Source organism: Streptomyces sp. NPDC003247, assembly GCF_042888135.1.
GTDB lineage: Bacteria > Actinomycetota > Actinomycetes > Streptomycetales > Streptomycetaceae > Streptomyces.
Genome location: NZ_JBIAPF010000004.1, coordinates 660,630 through 678,810 on the forward strand (window position 1 = coordinate 660,630; position 18,181 = coordinate 678,810).

The 18,181-nt window shown below is 73.0% G+C and carries 16 protein-coding genes; 10 read left to right on the plus strand and 6 right to left on the minus strand.

Annotation, left to right across the window (positions count from 1 at the left end; translation table 11 throughout):
• Window positions 1–2 precede the first annotated feature (2 nt).
• Together ACFYWQ_RS16555 and ACFYWQ_RS16560 are read right to left on the minus strand one after the other, a co-directional pair.
• A complete protein-coding gene (locus tag ACFYWQ_RS16555; protein WP_389516999.1) occupies window positions 3–266 on the minus strand; it encodes an acyl carrier protein in 264 nt (87 codons plus the stop codon).
• Between the two features lie 58 nt (window positions 267–324).
• On the minus strand, window positions 325–1,281 hold the full coding sequence (locus ACFYWQ_RS16560; protein WP_389517001.1) for a hypothetical protein: 957 nt from the start codon (window positions 1,279–1,281) through the stop codon (window positions 325–327).
• A 241-nt stretch (window positions 1,282–1,522) separates the two neighbouring features.
• Here ACFYWQ_RS16560 and ACFYWQ_RS16565 point away from each other — a divergent pair, with 241 nt between their 5' ends.
• The 5 genes from ACFYWQ_RS16565 (at window position 1,523) to ACFYWQ_RS16585 (ending at window position 6,529) form a co-directional block, all read left to right on the plus strand.
• Window positions 1,523–2,494 carry a hypothetical protein gene (locus ACFYWQ_RS16565; RefSeq protein WP_389517003.1) on the plus strand — a complete coding sequence of 324 codons (972 nt, stop codon included), beginning with the start codon at window positions 1,523–1,525 and terminating at the stop codon, window positions 2,492–2,494.
• 47 nt (window positions 2,495–2,541) lie between these two features.
• Window positions 2,542–3,804, plus strand: coding sequence for an AMP-binding protein (locus tag ACFYWQ_RS16570; protein ID WP_389517005.1), 1,263 nt, complete (start codon window positions 2,542–2,544; stop codon window positions 3,802–3,804).
• Window positions 3,805–4,058: 254 nt separating this feature from the next.
• Entirely contained in the window at window positions 4,059–5,234 is a 1,176-nt protein-coding gene (locus tag ACFYWQ_RS16575; RefSeq protein WP_389517007.1) for an iron-containing alcohol dehydrogenase, read from the plus strand.
• Complete coding sequence (locus tag ACFYWQ_RS16580) at window positions 5,210–5,467, plus strand: acyl carrier protein (RefSeq protein ID WP_389517009.1); 258 nt, start codon at window positions 5,210–5,212, stop codon at window positions 5,465–5,467. The genes ACFYWQ_RS16575 and ACFYWQ_RS16580 overlap by 25 nt, the downstream gene beginning before the upstream one ends.
• A gap of 144 nt (window positions 5,468–5,611) precedes the next feature.
• Entirely contained in the window at window positions 5,612–6,529 is a 918-nt protein-coding gene (locus ACFYWQ_RS16585) for a LysR family transcriptional regulator (RefSeq protein WP_389517011.1), read from the plus strand.
• Window positions 6,530–6,586: 57 nt separating this feature from the next.
• Here ACFYWQ_RS16585 and ACFYWQ_RS16590 read toward each other — a convergent pair whose 3' ends face one another.
• Both ACFYWQ_RS16590 and surE read right to left on the minus strand, forming a co-directional pair.
• The gene (locus ACFYWQ_RS16590) at window positions 6,587–7,264 is read right to left on the minus strand and encodes a DUF402 domain-containing protein (protein ID WP_389517013.1); all 678 of its coding nucleotides are present in this window, start codon (window positions 7,262–7,264) and stop codon (window positions 6,587–6,589) included.
• Window positions 7,261–8,070 carry a 5'/3'-nucleotidase SurE gene (gene surE / locus ACFYWQ_RS16595; protein WP_389517015.1) on the minus strand — a complete coding sequence of 270 codons (810 nt, stop codon included), beginning with the start codon at window positions 8,068–8,070 and terminating at the stop codon, window positions 7,261–7,263. The genes ACFYWQ_RS16590 and surE overlap by 4 nt, the downstream gene beginning before the upstream one ends.
• 200 nt (window positions 8,071–8,270) lie before the next feature.
• Between surE and ACFYWQ_RS16600 the strand changes: the two genes are divergently transcribed.
• Genes ACFYWQ_RS16600 through ACFYWQ_RS16620 form a run of 5 tightly spaced genes read left to right on the plus strand, consistent with a single transcriptional unit; the run spans window position 8,271 to window position 14,680 of the window.
• A complete protein-coding gene (locus tag ACFYWQ_RS16600; RefSeq protein ID WP_389517017.1) occupies window positions 8,271–9,587 on the plus strand; it encodes a DegT/DnrJ/EryC1/StrS family aminotransferase in 1,317 nt (438 codons plus the stop codon).
• 1 nt (window position 9,588) lies between these two features.
• Entirely contained in the window at window positions 9,589–10,668 is a 1,080-nt protein-coding gene (locus tag ACFYWQ_RS16605) for a glycosyltransferase family 2 protein (RefSeq protein WP_389517019.1), read from the plus strand.
• A gap of 4 nt (window positions 10,669–10,672) precedes the next feature.
• On the plus strand, window positions 10,673–12,109 hold the full coding sequence (locus ACFYWQ_RS16610) for a condensation domain-containing protein (protein WP_389517021.1): 1,437 nt from the start codon (window positions 10,673–10,675) through the stop codon (window positions 12,107–12,109).
• Window positions 12,110–12,164: 55 nt separating this feature from the next.
• Window positions 12,165–13,784, plus strand: coding sequence for an amino acid adenylation domain-containing protein (locus ACFYWQ_RS16615; protein ID WP_389517023.1), 1,620 nt, complete (start codon window positions 12,165–12,167; stop codon window positions 13,782–13,784).
• Window positions 13,781–14,680: a hypothetical protein gene (locus tag ACFYWQ_RS16620; RefSeq protein ID WP_389517025.1), complete on the plus strand. Its 900-nt coding sequence runs from the start codon at window positions 13,781–13,783 to the stop codon at window positions 14,678–14,680. The genes ACFYWQ_RS16615 and ACFYWQ_RS16620 overlap by 4 nt, the downstream gene beginning before the upstream one ends.
• Before the next feature lie 219 nt (window positions 14,681–14,899).
• On the opposite strand, the gene ACFYWQ_RS16625 is transcribed toward ACFYWQ_RS16620, so the two are convergent.
• Both ACFYWQ_RS16625 and ACFYWQ_RS16630 read right to left on the minus strand, forming a co-directional pair.
• Window positions 14,900–16,126, minus strand: a complete 1,227-nt coding sequence (locus ACFYWQ_RS16625) for an MFS transporter (RefSeq protein ID WP_389517027.1) — start codon at window positions 16,124–16,126, stop codon at window positions 14,900–14,902.
• Between the two features lie 20 nt (window positions 16,127–16,146).
• Window positions 16,147–17,886, minus strand: a complete 1,740-nt coding sequence (locus ACFYWQ_RS16630; RefSeq protein WP_389517029.1) for a BTAD domain-containing putative transcriptional regulator — start codon at window positions 17,884–17,886, stop codon at window positions 16,147–16,149.
• Window positions 17,887–18,181 lie beyond the last annotated feature (295 nt).

Here is an 18,181-nt window from a genome sequence, read left to right on the forward strand (position 1 = left end):
CGTCACCGCCTTCCGCTGGTGACGAGCGCGCCTTCGACGAGGGCGCTGAGCCGGTGGGCGTCGCGCAGGTTGGCCGGGGTCAGCTCCTCGGGGTCGCAGACGATGCCGTACCGTTCCTCCAGTTGCTCGACGAGGTCGGCCATCACAAAGGAACTGAAGGCCGGGTACTGATCCAGCCGTGGCTGTGCGGCGATCTGTTCCGGTGTCTCTCCCAACACGCCGGCCGCGTACCGGGTCACCGTGCGGAACACGTTCTCCGATGTCATGGAAGTCCTTCGTGATCGGCTCTGGTGCGAAGTGCGCGGCTTCGGTCCGCGGGCCGCGTCAAGCCGCCAGTCGCCGGGCCAGTTCCGCGTCGCGGGTCAGGAGCTGCGCGAACCGCTCGTGCAGTCGCGCGGGTTCGGGGCGGCCCCGGCGCACCCGGCGTGCCGCGAGGTAGCAGCGGCCGGCGAACTCCTGCCAGGCGTCGGCCTGTTCGGCCTGGGCCCGTACGCCGGCCGCCCCGGCCGTACCGGCCGGGAGGGTGGTCAGCCAGGTGTGGTGCAGACGCCTGGACCGGGCCAGCAGCCAGGTCTCCAGCAGCAGGGCCTCCGCAGCCCGACGGCGGTCGGGGTGGTCACGGTAGGCGGAGACGTACTCCTCGACGGCCCTCGTCCCGGTCCCGGTCAGCGCCTCCGCGTTGCGCCGAAGCACATCCCCCGGGTCGGGAGTGACGTGGCCGGGCAGGACCGTGACGGTGCCGGCCCGCACGGGCCGGGCGCCGTCGAGGATGCGCGAGACCTCGTTCGGGGTCATCGTCCATCCTCCGGGGCGTGCGCGGCCGAAGGGCGTCTCGTTGTCATAGGCGTCCCACACGCGCACCCTGTCCTGGAGCCGTTCATGGGGGGTCAGCACGAACGTGTGCGACATGTGCTGCCGGACGAAGTAGGGGCACCAGGGCAGGCTGTACGCGTCAGCGACCACGAACAGCAGGCGTGAGCCGCGGTGCAGCGCTTCCAGGGCCGTCGCGGCGCGCAGGCCGTCCGTCGGCTCGGCGATGTCCACGCCCACGAGGTCGCGCAGGACCCGGGCGTGTTCGGTGACGGTCGGCTCGACGGTGGGCAGGTCCCCGGGGCGGTCGCGGGGCATGAACCGCACGGGGGCGCCGAGTCCGGCGTGGCTGCCCGGGCCGAGCAGATGGTCGGCCACGAGGGCCATGTTCGCCTGCACGCAGTCCATGGCCGAGGTGTCGAGGACGCCGACGACATCGGCCGGTGAGCCGGTCTTCGTGTCCTGAGGCATGGAGCCACCGCCCTCCCGGTCGGTCATTTCCTGCGGAGTTCTCGGCGATCCGAGCTTCCGGCACCGAAGCTAACATTCATCAATTCCGATGCGCACGGCCCGCTCTATTCCCCTATAAAGCATCGCTATGGGGTCCGGTGCACCTTCCCTTGACTCAGGCATTCGGCGCGGAAATACGATGGAAAGGCACCGGGATCCGTGCCGCTCCCGGCGCCTCGATCGCAACCGGAAGGAGTCCGGAATGCCCCTGCCCGAAGGCGGCCGAATATCCGAACTCAGCTGCTACACCACCAATCTCGTCGCCTATCTCGACAGGGACGAACCCGGCGCCGCGCACCGCCTCGCGCATGCCGTCCGACTGGCCGTGCGCACCGATGTGCCCGGCGGCGGCCTCGCGTTCAGCCACCACCGCCGGATCGACCGCACCGGGGCCGGCTGGGAACTCGGTTACCGGAGCGCCGCCGACTGGGCCATGGCCCGCGAGGGGTTACGGCGGGAGGCATCCGCCGCCGGCGGAGTGCTGGCGAGCGGAAACACCCGCCACATGCCCTGGTCTTCGCAATGCGGCGCGGCGGGCGTGCCGCACTGGATTCTGCTGAAGACGCGGCCGGACGGCCGCTGGGCCGTGACGGACCATTTCGCGGCACTGCTTCCCGAGGGCGAACACCGCCCCTACGCGGGCGAGTTGACCGACGGCGAACTGCGGGCCGTGCTGACACCGGTCGGCGACCGCGGTCCCGCAGCCGTCAGGGACGGCCTCGCGCTGGGTGAACCGGTGCCGGTACCGCCCGCCGACGAGTACCGCTGGCTCGTGCGGCAACCGCACACCGCGCCCCAACCCCTGCCCGGTCACTGGTTGCAAGAGCCGCGGGCGGTGCTGGACTTCCTGGCCGGCCGGGTGGCGGCGGACCTGCCGACCCTGGTGGACCACGCCGACGACCTGTGGGCCGCGGCCCGGCACCAGTGCCACCGCATCACCGTACTGGCCGACCAGGGTCTGCTGCCCGAGCCCGCCGCGGATCCGGCCGTCGAGCACTGGTCGAAGCTCCCGCAGACCCTGCGCTTCGCCGCCCTGTCGGCGGCCCGGGGCCGGCCCAGGCCGGAGCTGGTGGTCCGGGCCTTCGACGACGTCATCCAGGCCGTGTCGGACCTGGACCGGCCACAGCAGCCCATGGCCACGACGGCACCCCTCGCCGCGCGGGGCTCCCGGTGAACGCGAAGCCGTCCGGCACGGTCCGGATCCCTGCGAAGGCGGCGCGCATGTACGACTGCCTGGCTGCCACCGGGCGCACCTCGCCCGACGCCCCGGCCGTCGTCGAGTACGCCGGGGAGGGGGCCGTACGCCTGGTCACCTACGGGCAGTTGCAGCAGCGGGTCGACGACACCGCGGCGGCGCTCACCGCGGCCGAACTCGGCCCCGGTGACCGGGTGATGGTGGAGTCGGAGACCTCGGCACCGGCCGTCGCCCTGTTCCTGGCCTGCTCCGAACTGGGGCTGCTCTGCGTCCCGGTGACCCCGGGCACCGCCCCGCACCGGTTCGCGGGGATGGTCGACGCCGTGCAGCCCGACCTGTACCTGCGGGCCGGTGGTGTGGCGCTGCGGACCATCGCGCCGCCGGCCGGCACGGGACGGTTCGGCCCCGCCGGCGTCATCGTCGAGCGGCCGCCCCGCCGGCCGCCGGGATGGACCGGCCGGCGCAGCAGCCTGGAGACCGACCCGGCCTCCGTCGTCTTCACCTCCGGAGCTCTGGGCCGCGCCGCGGGGGTGGTGATGAGCCACCGCAGTCTCGCCGCGCTCCAGGACAGCCTGACGGCGTGCGACCTCGTGGCCGGCGGCGACCGGGTCTTCACCACCGCGCGGTTCGGGTCCGCCGACTGCTTCACTGACATCTGCCTGGCGCTGGGCGGCGGCGCGGCGATCGTGCCGGTACCGCCCGCCCTCCTGCACTGGCCCGGCAGCCTCCTGCGCCACCTGGAGACCAGCGGTGCCACCGTCGCCAGCGGGCCGGCGTCGGTCTGGCAGCGGGTGCTGTGCCAGGTACGGCGGCCGGCCCGTCTCGACCGGCTGCGCACCGTACTGCTGCGTGACCAGGAGTTCCCCCTGCCCGAGCTGCACCGACTGCGGACGATGGTCACCCGGGCCCGCGTCATCCACTGCTACGGCCACGCCGAGTCACCGGTCTGCGGCCTGATTGACGTCCCCCGGCTGCTGCCCGAGGACGTGCGGAGGCTGCCGGTGGGAACCGTGCGCCCCGGGGTCGAGATGATGGTCGTGGACGAGAACGAACAGCCCATCGACGACTGCGGTGTGGTCGGGGAGCTGTACCTGCGCAGCCCGATGCTGTGCACGGCCTACTGGGGCGATCCCGGGGCGACCAGCGAGGCCCTCGTCCCGGACCCGGTGAACCGCCGCTCCGGTCAGACCGTGCTGCGCACCGGCGACCTGGCCTGCCTCGGGGAGGGCGGGCAGCTCTACCTTCACGGCCGCTCCCGCGGAGACAGCAGGCAGACGGTGTCCGGTTAGGGCGCTTCTGATGGATCTCCGTGGAAGAAGGAGCGGCGTTCGGTGCGTGCCCTCCGCACCGTGCGGCGAGAGTACGTGCCGGGCGTCGCGACGCCGCGGAGATCCATCAGAAACGCCCTGGTCCGCGCGGCCCGTGCCGCCGCGTCACCCGCCCGTCGACGACCGAGGTGGTCGGCGAGTTGCCCGCCACCCGACGAACGAGCCGACCGCCCGGCACCGACCGCGGGCCGGCCGAACCCGAAGAGGTGTAGATCTTGCTCGAACGACGCGTACCACTGGACGGTCACGACATTCCCTACCTGTACGGCACCGACTGCGCCCAGGACCTGGCCGACGCGCTGGCCCGGACGGCGGGGGCGGCGGAGTCCGTGCTCTTCGTGGTGGACCGCAGGGTCACACCTCACGCCCTGCCCGTCATCAGGCGGTTGTCGAGCCATTTGAGGACGGAAACGTACGAGATCGAGGCGACGGAGCCGAACAAGACGATGGCCCTCGTGCAGGACATCGCCGAGCACGCCGTCGCACGCCGGGTCAACCGCAGTTCCCTCGTGGTCGGCATGGGCGGGGGGCTGGTCGGGAACGTCGCCGGTCTCACCGCGGCGCTTCTGTTCCGCGGCACCCGCCTGGTGCACCTGCCCACCACGCCGGTGGCCGCCTTCGACTCGGTGGTCTCCGTCAAGCAGGCGGTCAACCTGCGCGGCGGCAAGAACCTCTGCGGCACCTACTACACCCCCTCGCTGATCGCCTGTGACCTGCGCTGGCTGGCGACGGTCCCGCACTCGGAACTGCTCACCGGTCTCGCCGAGATGGCCAAGAACGTCCTCGCGATCACGCCCCACATGGAAGAAACCCTGCACGACGCGTTACAGGTGCTGCCGAAGGACCGGACCACCGCGTTGCAGCAGCTGTTCGGCATCGGGCTGGACTCGAAGATCCCGTTCCTCGGCAGGGACCCGCGCGAACGCAAGGAGGCCCTGGTCTTCGAGTACGGCCACACCACGGGACACGCGCTGGAGTTCATGTCGAACGGTGCGATGAAGCACGGCGAGGCCGTGGCCTGGGGCATGCTGGTCGCGGCCGAGGTGAGCCGGAACCTGGGCGTGCTCTCCCACGAGGACCTCGAACGCCATTACCGGATCGTCGACTGGCTCGGACTGCCGGACCCCGGCCGGCGGCTCGCCTTCGTCGACCCCGCGGAACTGCGCGCGAAACTGAGCACCGACAACAAGCGGGGATACGTGCCCTGCGGCCCGGACGAGGCGGCGATGGTGCTGCTGGAGTCCCTCGGCTCCGCCCTGACCGGCTCGCACGGGTATCCGCTGGTGGCTGTCGACCAGGAAGCGGTGGTGTCGGCCCTGGCCACGGTCACGGCGGGGACCAACCGGCTGGAAGGAGGCGAACGGCGGTGGACGACGTCGAGCGCACGGTGAGGACCGTACTGGCCCAGGTGCTCGGCAACGGGCTCGGGACCGAGGACGTCGACGCGGACGTGGGCCTGGTGGAGTACGGCCTGGACTCCCTCAAGGCCGTCTCACTGCTGCTCGGCGTCGAGGAAGCGCTGAACGCGGAGCTGGGCCCCGACACGCTGGAACTCCGGCCGCTGACGGTCCGCGGGCTGAGCGAGCACCTGCGCTCCTTGTCCCGCAGGCGGGCTCTGGCCTAGGAGGCGCCCCCCCGGGCCCGTGTATGGCCGGCGTACGGGGGATGTATCCGCCCGGGTGAGGCTGGTGGCCGGGAGAGGGCGCCGATCCGGGCGCCCCGTGTTCGGTGCCGCGCGTTGCCACCGTGGCGGCGGAAGGGCGAACTCATGGAGACTCCGCAGCTGGAGGCGTTCATCACCGTCGTCGACGCAGGCAGCTTCACCCGGGCAGCGGCGAGACTGCGCCTGTCCCAGCCAACCGTCACCAATCGCATCAAGGCCCTGGAGCAGGCCCTGGGAGTCACCCTGCTGGAGCGGCTCCCCCAAGGTGCCGCTCCGACTCCGGCCGGCGGCGAACTGGTCCCCTACGCCCGCCAGATCGTCTCCCTCAACGCCCACGCCCACCTGGCACTCAGCTCACCGGGCCGGCTGCGCGGACGGGTGGAGGCCGGCACCATCGAGAGCCTGACCAACCACCGGCTCCTGCCCCTGATCGAGTACGTGTACCTGCGCTATCCGTCGGTGGAGATCTCCATGCGGTCACCGGCGGAAGGGGACGCGATCTCCTCTGTCCGCGGCGGGCGGCTCGACTGCGCCTTCTTCGTGGACTGCGTCCAGGAGGGCCACGCGGACCTGGAGACGAAGGTCCTGTGCCCCGAACCGCTGGTCCTCGTCGCCGGCCCCGGTCACCCACTGTCCGGCCGCAAGGGCGTGAGCCACACGGACCTGCTCGGTGCCACCCTCGTCTGCTCGGACAGCAGCGCCGGCTACCACCTGCGCTTCCAGCACGTCCTGGACGCCCTCGGCGCCGGGCAGCCGCGCGTGTTCACCCTCAACTCGGTCGACGCCGCCAAACGGGGCGTCGCCAACGGCGTCGGCATGGCGCTGATGCCACGGATCGCCGTCGCGGAGGAACTCGCCGCCGGCGAGCTGTGCCGGATCGATTGGACCCCACCGTTCGAGACCTACACCCAGCTGGCGAGGAGGCGCGGCGTCGCGGCGAACCCGGCGCTCGACGCGTTCACCGACGCGGCGGTCCGGGTGGTGGAGGAGCAGCTGAGCGACCAGACACTGACCGCTGCCTGAGGGCACGGTGGACGCACGGGCCCGGCGGACGCGACACGTCCGCCGGGCCCGCCACCGTCATACGGGCGGCCGTCGGCAGCCCGGCGGCAGCCCGGTCGGTACCGGCCAGGCGGGGTCGGGCCGGAAGTCGCACCAGCTCCCGTCGAAGGGGAAGCGCCCCTCCTGCACCAGCGAGAGCACACGCTCCCCCTCGGCACGGACCGCCGCCTCGTCGGTCACCCAGTAGTGCCCGGGGTGCGCCAGCCGCTCGACCAGCTCCTCCTCGTCCTTCCACTCCCAGGTGCGGTCCGGGCGAACCACCAGGTCGAGATCCTGGTCCACGATGTCCAGACCGGCGAGACCGTCCTGCTTCCAACACACCGCCGGCTCCTCCAGGTTGACGTACCACTCGATGAAGCGGCCGTCCTCGCCGTACTGCCACCACACCGAGTGAGCGGCGCCCTCCGGCAGGAGCATCAGCGTCCCTCCCCCGGTCCAGGTGCCCTCCGCCAGACGGTGCGAGCAGGTGGACCATTCCTCGAACGGCATGGAGCGCATCCCGCGCCCGTCGGCGGCCACCTCGTAGGCGACCGTCGTGCCCGGAGCGATCCACAGCAGCAGGCCCCGTTCGTCGTGGGCGACGACACGCGCGGGGCGGATCCAGCCGATGCTGCCTCGGCGGACATTGCGGTGCACGACGACCCGCCCGGGCCGGAGCCTGCCCGGGCCGGCCTCCCGCAGGCCCTCCCGGCTCACAGCGGCAGCTCGATTCCCGCCATCTCGCCGACCGGCCGGACCGGGGTGACCGTGGCGTGCCCCGCCCCCAGCAGGGCCAGGTCGGTCCCGGGCGCCGGCTGAGCCCCGTTCTCCTCGGCGGTCAGCCGTACGAATCCCCCCTCCTCGTCGGTGGCGACCATCTGGGTCGTGCCGAACGGCGCCAGCGAGGCACGTGTCAGCTCCCGTACCTCCTCGGCCGGCTTGTCGGGGACATTGAGGTTGAGGACGGTCCGTGCCGGCAGTGCGGGCAGTACGGTCATCAGCCGCCGCACGAAGCCGGTCGCCGTCTCCCAGTGCCGGCTCTCCTCCCAGGCCGCGTCCGTCTCCTGGGTGTCGCGGCCGGCCGTGGCCTCCACCGCGGACAGGGCGTCCAGCGACACCGCGATGGCCCGCAGCCCGTTGTCCGCGGCCGTCACCGCGGCCCCGACGGTGCCCGAGTGCAGGATCGCGTGGCCCGCGTTGGTGCCTAAGTTGACACCGGAGAGCACGATGTCCGGGGGCGGGCCGAAGGCACCCGCGGCGGCCAGGACGACCACACACGCCGGGGTGGCGGCCACGCCGTGGGCGGGGATGCCGGCGAGGCCCTCCAGTTCGCACCGCTCGACGGCGACCCGGCCCTCGTGGAGCACCGCGCCCAGACCGGCGCTGCTGCCGCTCATCTCGGTGGCCGGAGCGGCGACGACCACGTCGTGGCCGCAGTCCGCCATCGCACGCGCCAGCCGTCGCAGACCGATGGCGAAGATCCCGTCGTCGTTGGTGACCAGCACCCGTTGTGTCGTCTCCATGCCTCCTCGCCTGGCCTGCGCCGTGTGCGGACAAACCCGTTCGGCGGCCGTCGGTCACCGGCCGGGCGCAGATGTATGGAGTGCGTACCCGGCGTGTATCGCAGCCAGCGACCGTACCGGTTGGGCCTGCGCGGTGACGGCCGGCCCCGGCCCAGCGACCGCGCACGTCTTGTGAGCACGTCCGACGGAAGGAGGGGCCCATGGCCCCGGTGCAGCTTCGAACTCCCCGCCTCGCCATCGACGGCGGGCTGCCGGTGCGCCGACCGGACGCCGGCTGGCCGGTGTGGCCCCAGCCGGCGGACGGCGCGGACGCGGCACTGCTCTCCGTGCTGGCCAGCGGCCGGTGGGCCATCAGCAGCCCCGGTCGGGGCGAGTTGGCAGAACGCCGGTTCGCGGCACGGTTCGCCCAGTACACCGGGGCGCGGCACTGCGTCCCCACCGACCACGGCTCCAGCGCCCTGGTGATCGCCCTGGAGTCCCTCGGACTGCGCAGCGGTGCTCTGGTGCTCGTGCCGGCACTGACCTGGACGGCGAGCGCCACTGCCGTACTGCGAGCCGGGCTCGTCCCCGTGCTGGTCGACGTCGACCCGTGGACCGGCTGCATCACCCCGGACACGCTCGACCTGAACGTGGGCGCCCAGGCGGTGATCGCCGTCCACTGGGCCTGCTCGATGGCCGATGTCCCGGCCCTGTCGCGGGTCGCCGCGGCCCGCGGCATGAGCGTCATCGAGGACGCGGCCCAGGCGCACGGCGCGCGGTGGCAGGGACGCTCGGCGGGCACCCTGGGACGCCTGGGGTGCTTCAGCATGCAGCACGGCAAGGTCCTCACCTCCGGGGAGGGCGGGGCCGTGGTGACCGACGACGACGACCTGGCGCCCGTGCTCCAGGAACTGCGCGCCGACTCCCGCCGCTACGGCACCGACCGGCGGCCCGGGGCGCTGGAACTGGTGGAGGACCCCTCCACGATGGGCTCCAACTTCTGCATGAGCGAGTTCTCCGCCGCGCTGCTGTGCGCCCAGCTCGACGCCCTGGAGCGGCAGAACGCCGTGCGTACCGCCAACTACACGCGCCTGGCCGAGCTGCTGTCCGGGATCCCCGGCGTGCGCCTGCTCCGCCGCCGGCCGGAGCAGGACCGGCTGTCCCTGTACGAGGTGCCGATCGTCCTCGACCCGCTGCCCGAGGGCCGGGACAACACCTGGGCGGCACGCGCGCTCGGCGCGGAGCTGCGCACCCATGTCTACACACCGCGCACACCCCTGTCGCGCAGTGCCCTGCTGCGGCCGTGGACGAAGCCGACCATCGCCCCGCTGGCGGAGCGCTTCGTCGCCCTCCACCGGGACCGCAGCTATCCGGGTGCGGAGTACCTGGCCCGGCACGCCGTGGTGCTGCACCACAGCGCCTTCCTCGGTCCCGGAACGGACATGGACGACATCGCCGAAGCGGTCGCCAAGGTCATGGCCGACTCAGGACGCCACGCCGACCGCCTTCGGCACGGCGTCGAGATGAAGGTGAACTGATATGCCGGTCCAGGCGGTTTCCGACCGCGTCCGGCCCGGCATCACCGTCGTGGTACCGGTCAAGGGCCGGGTGGAACTGACCCGCAGGCTCCTGGAGAGCCTGGAGAAGTCCGCCGCGCGGTGCCCCGAACCGGCCGAGGTCGTCGTCGTGGACGACAGCGACTCGCCCGAGGCAGCGGAGCACCAGGAGAGCTGCCGCCGGCACGGCGCGCGCTACGTCGGCGGTCCGGCCCATGTCGGCGCCAAGCGCAATCTCGGCGCCCGTCTGGCCCGGCACGACCTGCTCTGCTTCGTCGACTCCGACTGCCGTGCCGCTCCCGAACTGCTGAGCCGGCACGTCCAGGCACTGCGCGGAGCCCCGTCCGAGGTGGCCGCTGTCGCCGGACCGGCACTGCTGGCTCAGGAGGGGCAGACCGCCATCTCACGGATCATGAACCGGTCCTGGCTGCTCAACGGCCATCACGAGGACCCGCTGCACCACGAGCGGATGACCTGCGCGGGCACCTCCAACCTGGCGGTCAGGCGGAACGCGTTCGAGGCGGTCGGCGGTTTCCCGGAGGACTCCCCCCACCCACTGGGCGGCGAGGACATCGACTTCGGGCTCCGGCTGACCGGGCGCGGCCACATCACCGCCTGCGACCCGGAGGCCGTCGTCACGCACGACGCCACCAGCACCGACTCCGTACGGGCGGTGTGCCGACGGCTGATGAACTACGGGCGCTCGGAGCAGTGGCTGTGCCTCGTGCACCGGCAGCGACGACGGTTCCGGCTGAACCCCGTCAGCGTCCTCGCCCTGACCGGCCTCGCCTCGCTCGGCGGTCCGCGCGGCACCCGAGGGCGCCGGGCGCTGGCCGTACCGGCGGTCGCGGGTGTCCTGCTGGGCGCCCGGACCATACCCCTGCTGCACGGCGAACGGTCCGCGGGCGCCCTGGCCGACTCGGTGGCCTGCGCGCTGCTGGAGTGCTTCTTCGACCTGGGGGCCGTGGTCGGCGCGGTCGAACACCGCCGCCCGGACCTGCTGTTCGCCGGATTCGAGATGCCGGACGACAGCGCCTACCGCCGCACCGACGACAGGAGCTGACCCGATGACGGGAGAAACGCGCCGCACGCCGCCGGACGCCTCCGGCGACCGCCTGCCCCTGGCCCCGGCCCAGGAGACGCTGTGGGAGTTCATGCGGGCGCTGGCCCCGGACGATCCCGGGGCGGCGCGGCTGCCGGTCGTGGACTTCCGCCGTATCGAGGGCACCGTGGTCCTGCCGGCCTTCGAGCAGGCGCTGCGCGACGTCAAGCGGCGCCACCACGCGCTGCGCATGGTCTTCGACCGCCTGGGGGACGAGCCGCTGCTGCGCACCCGGGCGGAGCCGGACGTCCCCTTCACCTACCTGGACCTGTCCGCGCTGCCGGCCGCCGAGCGGCAGCGGCGGATCGACGCGCTGGTGCACGGCGAGCGCTTCCCCGCCTTCGACCTGCTGGCGGGGCCGTTGTGGCGGGTGCGCCTGGTACGCGTCGGGCCCGGTGACCACCTGCTGATGTCCTCGTTCTTCCACATCATCTCCGACGGCTGGTCCTGCCAGGTGTTCGTGGAGGACCTGATGCAGGCCTACGGGGCACGGCTCGGCCACGGCTCCCCGCCGGGGGACCTCGACGTGACGTTCGGGGACGTCATCGCCTGGCAGCGCGCGCTCCTGGCCGAGGACCCCGCTCGCGACGCGTACTGGCGGCGGCAGCTGCTGCCCCTGCCCACCGAGCCGGTGTTTCCGCCCCTGGCCACGCCCCGCGGCCGGGACCTGACGGCCGAGGTGGCCCATCCGTTCGCCTTCGGCGACGAGGTCGCCGCCGCGGTACGGGACGTGGCGTGGCGGGCTCGCAGCACGTCGTTCCTGGTGCTGCTGGCCGCCTATCACGTGCTGCTGTGCCGCCGGCTGGGCCGGGACCGGCTGGTCGCGGGGACCACGACGCTGGGCCGTACGACCCCGCCGACCCGACGGGTCATCGGCCAGTTCACCAACAACGTCTATCCGGCGCTGCGCGTCGGCCCCGCCGACTCCTTCCTGGACGTGGTGCGGTCGCTGCACGCGACGATGACCGAGGCCGTCGCCCATGTGCCGTCCTTCAACCGTCTGGCCCGTGCGGTGTGCCCGGACTTCGACCGGATGCGGCCCTGGTCGTTCATCGAGGTGTTCGACTACTGGTTCCAGTCGGCCGCGCCCGCCGCGCCCGATGTCCAGGCGCCCGGACTGCGCGTCCGGCAGGTGTCGCCGGGCGGCGAGGAAGCCCTCGACGGGCCCCCGGTGGCCGACCTGGCCGAGGCGGGAGACCGGCTGCCGGTGTGGGCGCGGCGCGGCGTCCCGATCGTCGTCGTCGACGACGCCCGCCGCGGTGGGGTGCTGATCTACAACCGGGACCTCCACGACCCCGCCGCGGTCGGGGACCTGGCTGCGGAGTACCAGGAGATCGTGGCGGCCCTGACCCGCGCACCGCGGAGCGCGCTGCGGGACGCCTTCACGGCCGCCCGGGCCTGACGCGGACCGGGCCGGTCACCGCGCATCCACCGGCCAACCCGAAGGGAGACCCCTCGTGACCCGGACCCTCACCGAGAACGGCACCTTGTACACGTGGTTCCACGACACCGTCCTGCGCCACCCGGGTGAGACGGCCGTGGAGGCCGCGAACCGGGCCGTGAGCTACGAGGAACTGGACGCCCTGGCCGGCCGGCTGGCCGCCGCACTGGTGCGCCGCGGCGACGGCCGGCCGCCGGCCTGCGTCGGGCTGCTCGCCACGCGCGGTCTGGCCGGATACGCGGGCTACCTCGCGGCGCTCCGGCTGGGCGCGACCGTCGTACCGCTCAATCCCGCCTTCCCCCCGGCGCGGAACACGGCCGTGGCACGGGCCGCCGGGGTGCGGACAGTGGTGTGCGACGAGACCGGCGCGCCGCGGGCACCGCAGGTGGCCGCCGCCTGCGAAGCCGAGCTTCTCCCGCTGGTGGCCACGGACCGCGGCGACTGGCCGTCCACCCTGCCCGCCGACTCCTGGACGGAGCCCTGCCCCGCGACACCGCACGACATCGCCTACACGCTCTTCACCTCCGGCTCCACCGGCGAGCCCAAGGGCGTGCCCATCCGCCACCGCAACCTCCGCGCCTACCTCGCCGACCGCGCCGAGCACCACGAGGTGGGACCGGGCGCCCGGCTCTCACAGACCTTCGAACTGACCTTTGACCCCTCGGTCTTCGACCTGTTCGTCGCCTGGACGACGGGAGCGACGCTGGTGGTACCCGAGACGGACGAGGTACTGCGGCCCGTGGAGTTCGTCACCTCGCGCCGCCTGACGCACTGGTTCTCCGTCCCGTCGGTGATATCGCTGGCCCGCAGGCTGCGGGCGCTGCCCGCGGGCGGCATGCCCGGCCTGCGGCACAGCGTCTTCGCCGGCGAACAGCTCACCCTGGACCAGGCGGCCGCCTGGTCGGCGGCGGCACCGAACAGTGCCGTCGACAACCTCTACGGACCGACGGAACTGACCATCACCTGCACCGGCTACCGGCTGCCCTCCGACCGCCACGCCTGGCCGGACACCTCCAACGGCACCGTCCCGATCGGCCGCCCGCACCCCCTCCTGGAGGCGGTCGTCCTGGACGGTGACGGAACGGAGGCGGCCGAGGGCGAGCTGTGCGTGCGGGGGCCGCAGCGCTTCGACGGCTACGCCCGCCCCGAGCACGGCCGGCACGCCTTCGTCCGCCACCCGGAACAGGGCAGCGCCGCCGCGGGCGATCAGGCCGATCCGCGGTGCTACTACCGCACCGGGGACCGGGTGCGCCGCGAGAACGGCGAACTGGTGCATGTGGGGCGGCTGGACGACCAGGTGAAGATCGCGGGCCACCGTGTCGAGCCCAGCGAGGTCGAGGCGGTGCTCAGGCGGCATCCGCTGGTGCGCGAGGCGGTGGTGCTGCCGACCACCGCCGGCCCGGCCGGGCTACAGGCCTTCTACGTCGCCGAGACGGCCGAGGAGTCCGCCCGGGTACCGGACCTGGTCCAGTGGGTCGCCGGCCAGTTGCCCCGGTACATGGTCCCCCGCCGCTTCTCCCGGGTCGCCGGCTTCCCGGTGAACGCCAGCGGCAAGACCGACCGCCGACTGCTGACCCGGATGGCCGAGGGGAACGCGGAGGCAACCGTGCCGGCCGCCGAAAGGATCGTGCGATGACCGCTCTCATCCCGTACGCGCCGGACGACGCACTGCTCGCCCGCGCCCGCGAACTGGGCAGGGACCGCTTCAGCGTGGCACCCGGGGGCTCGCCCGAGGTGGAGAGGCAGGTCCGCCGGGCGGCCGCGGCCGAGGGCCTGTCCCCGGGCGCCCACCTGTGGCGCAAGGCCGGGAGCGTCGACGTCGGTTCACCGCACGACGGCGCGGTCTTCTGGGGCTACCAGGATCCTGTGGACCAGTCGCTGGAGTGCCACTACGTGGCCCTGGCCTGGGTCGAACGCCACAACCGCGAGCACCCCGAGCACCCGATGACCACCTTCTGGACCACCCCGGGCGGCGTCGAGATGGACGTACTCAACAGGCTGTCCGCCGCACGGTGGAAGGCACTCGGGCTCGACTCGGACTTCCCGATGCGGCTGTGGGAACTGATGTCGCTGCGGTACTCCCTGCTCTGCTCGGGCCGGGTGACCATGTTCTGCACGCACTTCCACCCCGACGTCCTCCTCGGCCGTACCGAACTTCCGGCGCTGCGCTGCAACCCGGCCGTCGGGCCGGAGCGGCTGCACTTCGTCCACCGGCCGCCCGAGCGGCTCAGCAACGGCGTGGTCGTGCCCGAGAACGTCCGACGGATCGTGTCCGAGCCCGGCAACCAGGCGACCCTCCAGTTCTACGCGAGTGACCGGCCGGGTTATCTCGACGTGGTGGAGGCGGGCGGGTGGAGTGACGAGCGGCTCCGGTCGCGCGTGGCGCAGCTGCGCGCGGAGGTGCGCCGCGCGGACCAGGCGTGGGAGGCCGCCCTCCGCCGGGGCCTCGCGGTCCCCGACAGGCCGGCGGGCCGCCCCTGGCGGCCGGTCCGCCCGCCCATGGACGCGGTGGAGGCCGTGCCGGAGCGCTGACCGCCGCCGAGGTCCCTGCCGTGATCCGTGATCCGGCAGGGATCTCGGCCGTGGGTCCCGGGTATCGGCGCCCAGGGCGCTTCTGACGGATCTCCGTGGGAGAAGGAGCGGCGTTCGGTGCGTGCCCTCGGCGTGCGGTGAGGGGGCGTGCCGGGCGTCGCGACGCCGCGGAGATCCGTCAGAAGCGCCCTGGGGCGGGGCGTGGGCCCGGCGGGGACGTCAGTCGTCCCCCTCCGCCCGCGCGCCGTCCTCACCGGCCGCGGCCCGCCTCGACAGCAGCGCCACGCACAGCGTCGACAGCACCAGCGTGCCCAGGGCGATCCGCAGGTCCGTCAGGTCGGCGAGTGCGCCGATCGCCGGGGCGGCCAGCAGGAAGCCCGGCCACTGCCCCATGACGACGACGGAGACGCCCTCGCCGGCCGTCAGCCCCGGCTGCTTGCCGGCCAGCCCGAAGACGCTGGGCAGCACGCACGCCACGCCCAGGCCCAGGACGACGAAGCCGGCCAGCGCCGCCACCGGCTGCGCCCAGGCGACGACGATCACCGCGCCCAGCGCGGCCGTCAGCGACGACAGCTGGAGGAACCTGCGGTGGCCCAGCCGGTCGACCGCGCGGTCGCCCACCATCCGCGCCAAGGCGGTGGCCACGGCGAAGCCGGTGTACGTCGCCGCGGCCAGGGCCCCTCCCGCATGCAGGAAGTCGGCGGCGTACAGGGCACTCCACTGATTGGTGCTGCCCTCGACGAAGGACATCAGAAAGCCGATCGAGCCCAGCAGAAGCAGCTGGGGGGTGAACCGGTGCCGCATCCGATCCCTCAGCCGGCCCTCGCGGCGAGGCAGTTCCGCCTCGTCGGGCAACCAGCGGCCGCACACCAGCAGCAGCGCGCCGAGCACCCCGCTGCTGACGGCGAGCTGGGCACCGGGCGTCACGTCCGCCGACGCGGCGGCCGTGCCCAGCACCCCGCCGCCCAGCACGCCGAAGGAGAAGCAGGCGTGGAAGGTCGACAGCAGGGGCCGCCCGTAACGGCGCTCGACCTCGACCGCCTGCGCGTTCATCGGGGTGGACAGGAGGTTCGCGGCGAACCCCCAGGTGGCCAGCCCCGCCATGAGGGCGACCGTCGTGGTGGCCGAGGCCATCAGCGGGGCGTTGACCAGCACCAGGGCGGCGCCGACCACACTCAGGCGGCGTACGCTCACCCGCCCGATCAGGACGGCCACCACCCCGAGGGAGACCACGTCCCCGGCGGTCGAGGCGGTGTTGGCCAGCCCCCAGGCGGCGTCGTCCAGTCCCACCGAGCGCCGTACCTCGGGGATGCGGGACGACCAGCTCCCCATGGTCGTTCCCATGATCACGAACACCAGGCAGACCGACAGCCGTGCCCGTGAGACGTCCCTGGGGACCGAGGCGACCAGGGTGTCGTTCGCCGGTCCGGTACCGGAAGAGTTCATGGGTCAGGTTCCTCGATCACTTACGGACTCGGGCGACGGCCGTCGGGGACGGGTGCGGCCACAGGCACCCGGGAGGCCTTGGCGAACGCGCGGTAGAGGTCGGGAATGCGATGTTCCGCGGGCCGTTCGGCGACCGGTATCAGGAAGTGATACTGCGTCAGCTCGTCCAGGACGCTCTCGGCCACCGTCTCCGGCAGCCCCAGCTCGTTCTGGAGGGAGCCCGCCGTGACGGTCTCCGCGCCGGCGCTGCCCAGCCGGCGGAAGACCTCCCGTGTCATCGGGGCCAGCGCGCGGAAACTCTGCGCGAGCCGCGCCCGCACCGACAGGTCGCCCACCACCAGCTCGTTCAGCCGGGTGTGCTCGTCGGCCAGCGAGCGAGCCATCGCCGACAGGGAGGACGTCGGCCGGGCCGCCAGGCGTGCCCCGGCGATACGCAGGGCGAGGGGCAGCCCTTCGCACGCCTCGGCGACCCGGGCGGTCTCCCGGGGCTCGGCGGCCGCCCGTGCCTCACCGACCAGGGTGACCAGGAGCTGGGCGGATGCGGCCCGGGTCAGGGGCGGCAGGGTCAGGCGCAGGTCGGCGTCGAGGTCGACCAGCGACGGGCGGCTGGTGACCAGCACCAGGCAGCGGCCGACCCCGGGCAGCAAGGGGCGGATCTGGGCGGTGTCGGCGACGTCGTCGAGGACGAGGAGGGTGCGCCGGTCGGCGATCATCGACCGGTAGAGCGCCTCTTGTTCGTACTGGCCCGAGGGGATGGCCGACGGCGGCAGCCCCAAGGCACCGAGCAGTTCGACGATCACGTCACCGGAGGACCGGGGCCTGTCGCTCGTGCCGTCGAGGGTGGCGAAGAGCTGGGCCTGGGGAAAGCGGTGGCGCAGGCGGTAGGCGGCGGCGAGGGCCGTGGCCGTCTTGCCTATCCCCGGCGGACCGGAGAGGGCCACGACGGCGGCGTCGGGCCGACCGTGCTCGGTGCCGAACAGCTCGGCCACGGCGTCCAGTTGGCCCAGCACGTCATCGCGCCCGACCAGCATCGGCGGGCGCGGCGGCAGATCGCAGGGCACCCCCGCGGCGGCCCGTATCACCACCGGTCCCTCCGGCGCGCCGACCGGGGCGGGCGACGGTGTGGCGCCGGGTGCCTCGCCGCGGAGGATGGCGGACTGCAACCGCTGGAGCTCGACGCCCGGTTCGACCGCGATCTCCTCCACCAGGATCTGGCGGGCCTGCCGGTAGGCGGCCAGGGCTTCGGCGGTGCGGCCGACTCCGCAGAGCGCGACCATCAGCTGTGCCCAGGACCGCTCGCACAGCGGACGCTCCGTGGTCATGTCCCACAGCTCGGAGACCGCCTGCGCGTTGCGGCCCAGGGCCAGCTGGGAGTCGATCCGGGCCGAGGCGACCGCCCAGCGCTCCTCCTCCAGCACGGTCAGCTTCGCCGCGAGCGACCGCCCCAGTTCCAGCCCTTCCACCGGGCGCCCCCGCCACATCCGCAGAGCGCCCGCGAAGCACTCCTCGGCGGTGCGGTGGTCGCCGCACTGTGCCGCGCGGTCGCCGGCGTCGGCGAGGGACCGGAAGCGCAGCAGGTCGAGTTCGTCGGTGTCCACGGTCAGCCGGTAACCCTCGGGGTGGCTGCTCAGTCTGCCTTCTCTGCCGTCGGCCCGCTGCAACTGGCGGCGTAGCTCGTAGACGTAGGTGCGGATGTTGGCCAGGGCGGAACTCGGTGGTTCGTCGGGCCAGATGGCCCCTGTCAGTCCGCCGACCGACACGGTCCGGTTCGGATTGACGAGCAACGCGGCGAGAAGGGCGCCTCTGCGCCTCCCCCGCACGGGTAAGTGGGCGTTCGCGGACTCTGCTTCGAGCGGGCCTAAAACCCCGAATTTCATACGGGAGTTCTCCTATGAGCAGCTGCGGACGACGACGTGGTGCTCAGGCGGCAGAACATGGCTTGCTGATCGCCCTGCGACCGCACGCGTAGGGGAGCCATTTTCCCAATTTCCCCTCGCTGCACACAAGGCGTCTCACTGTGTGCCCATGATCCACCATTCGAAACCGTGTTGTTTC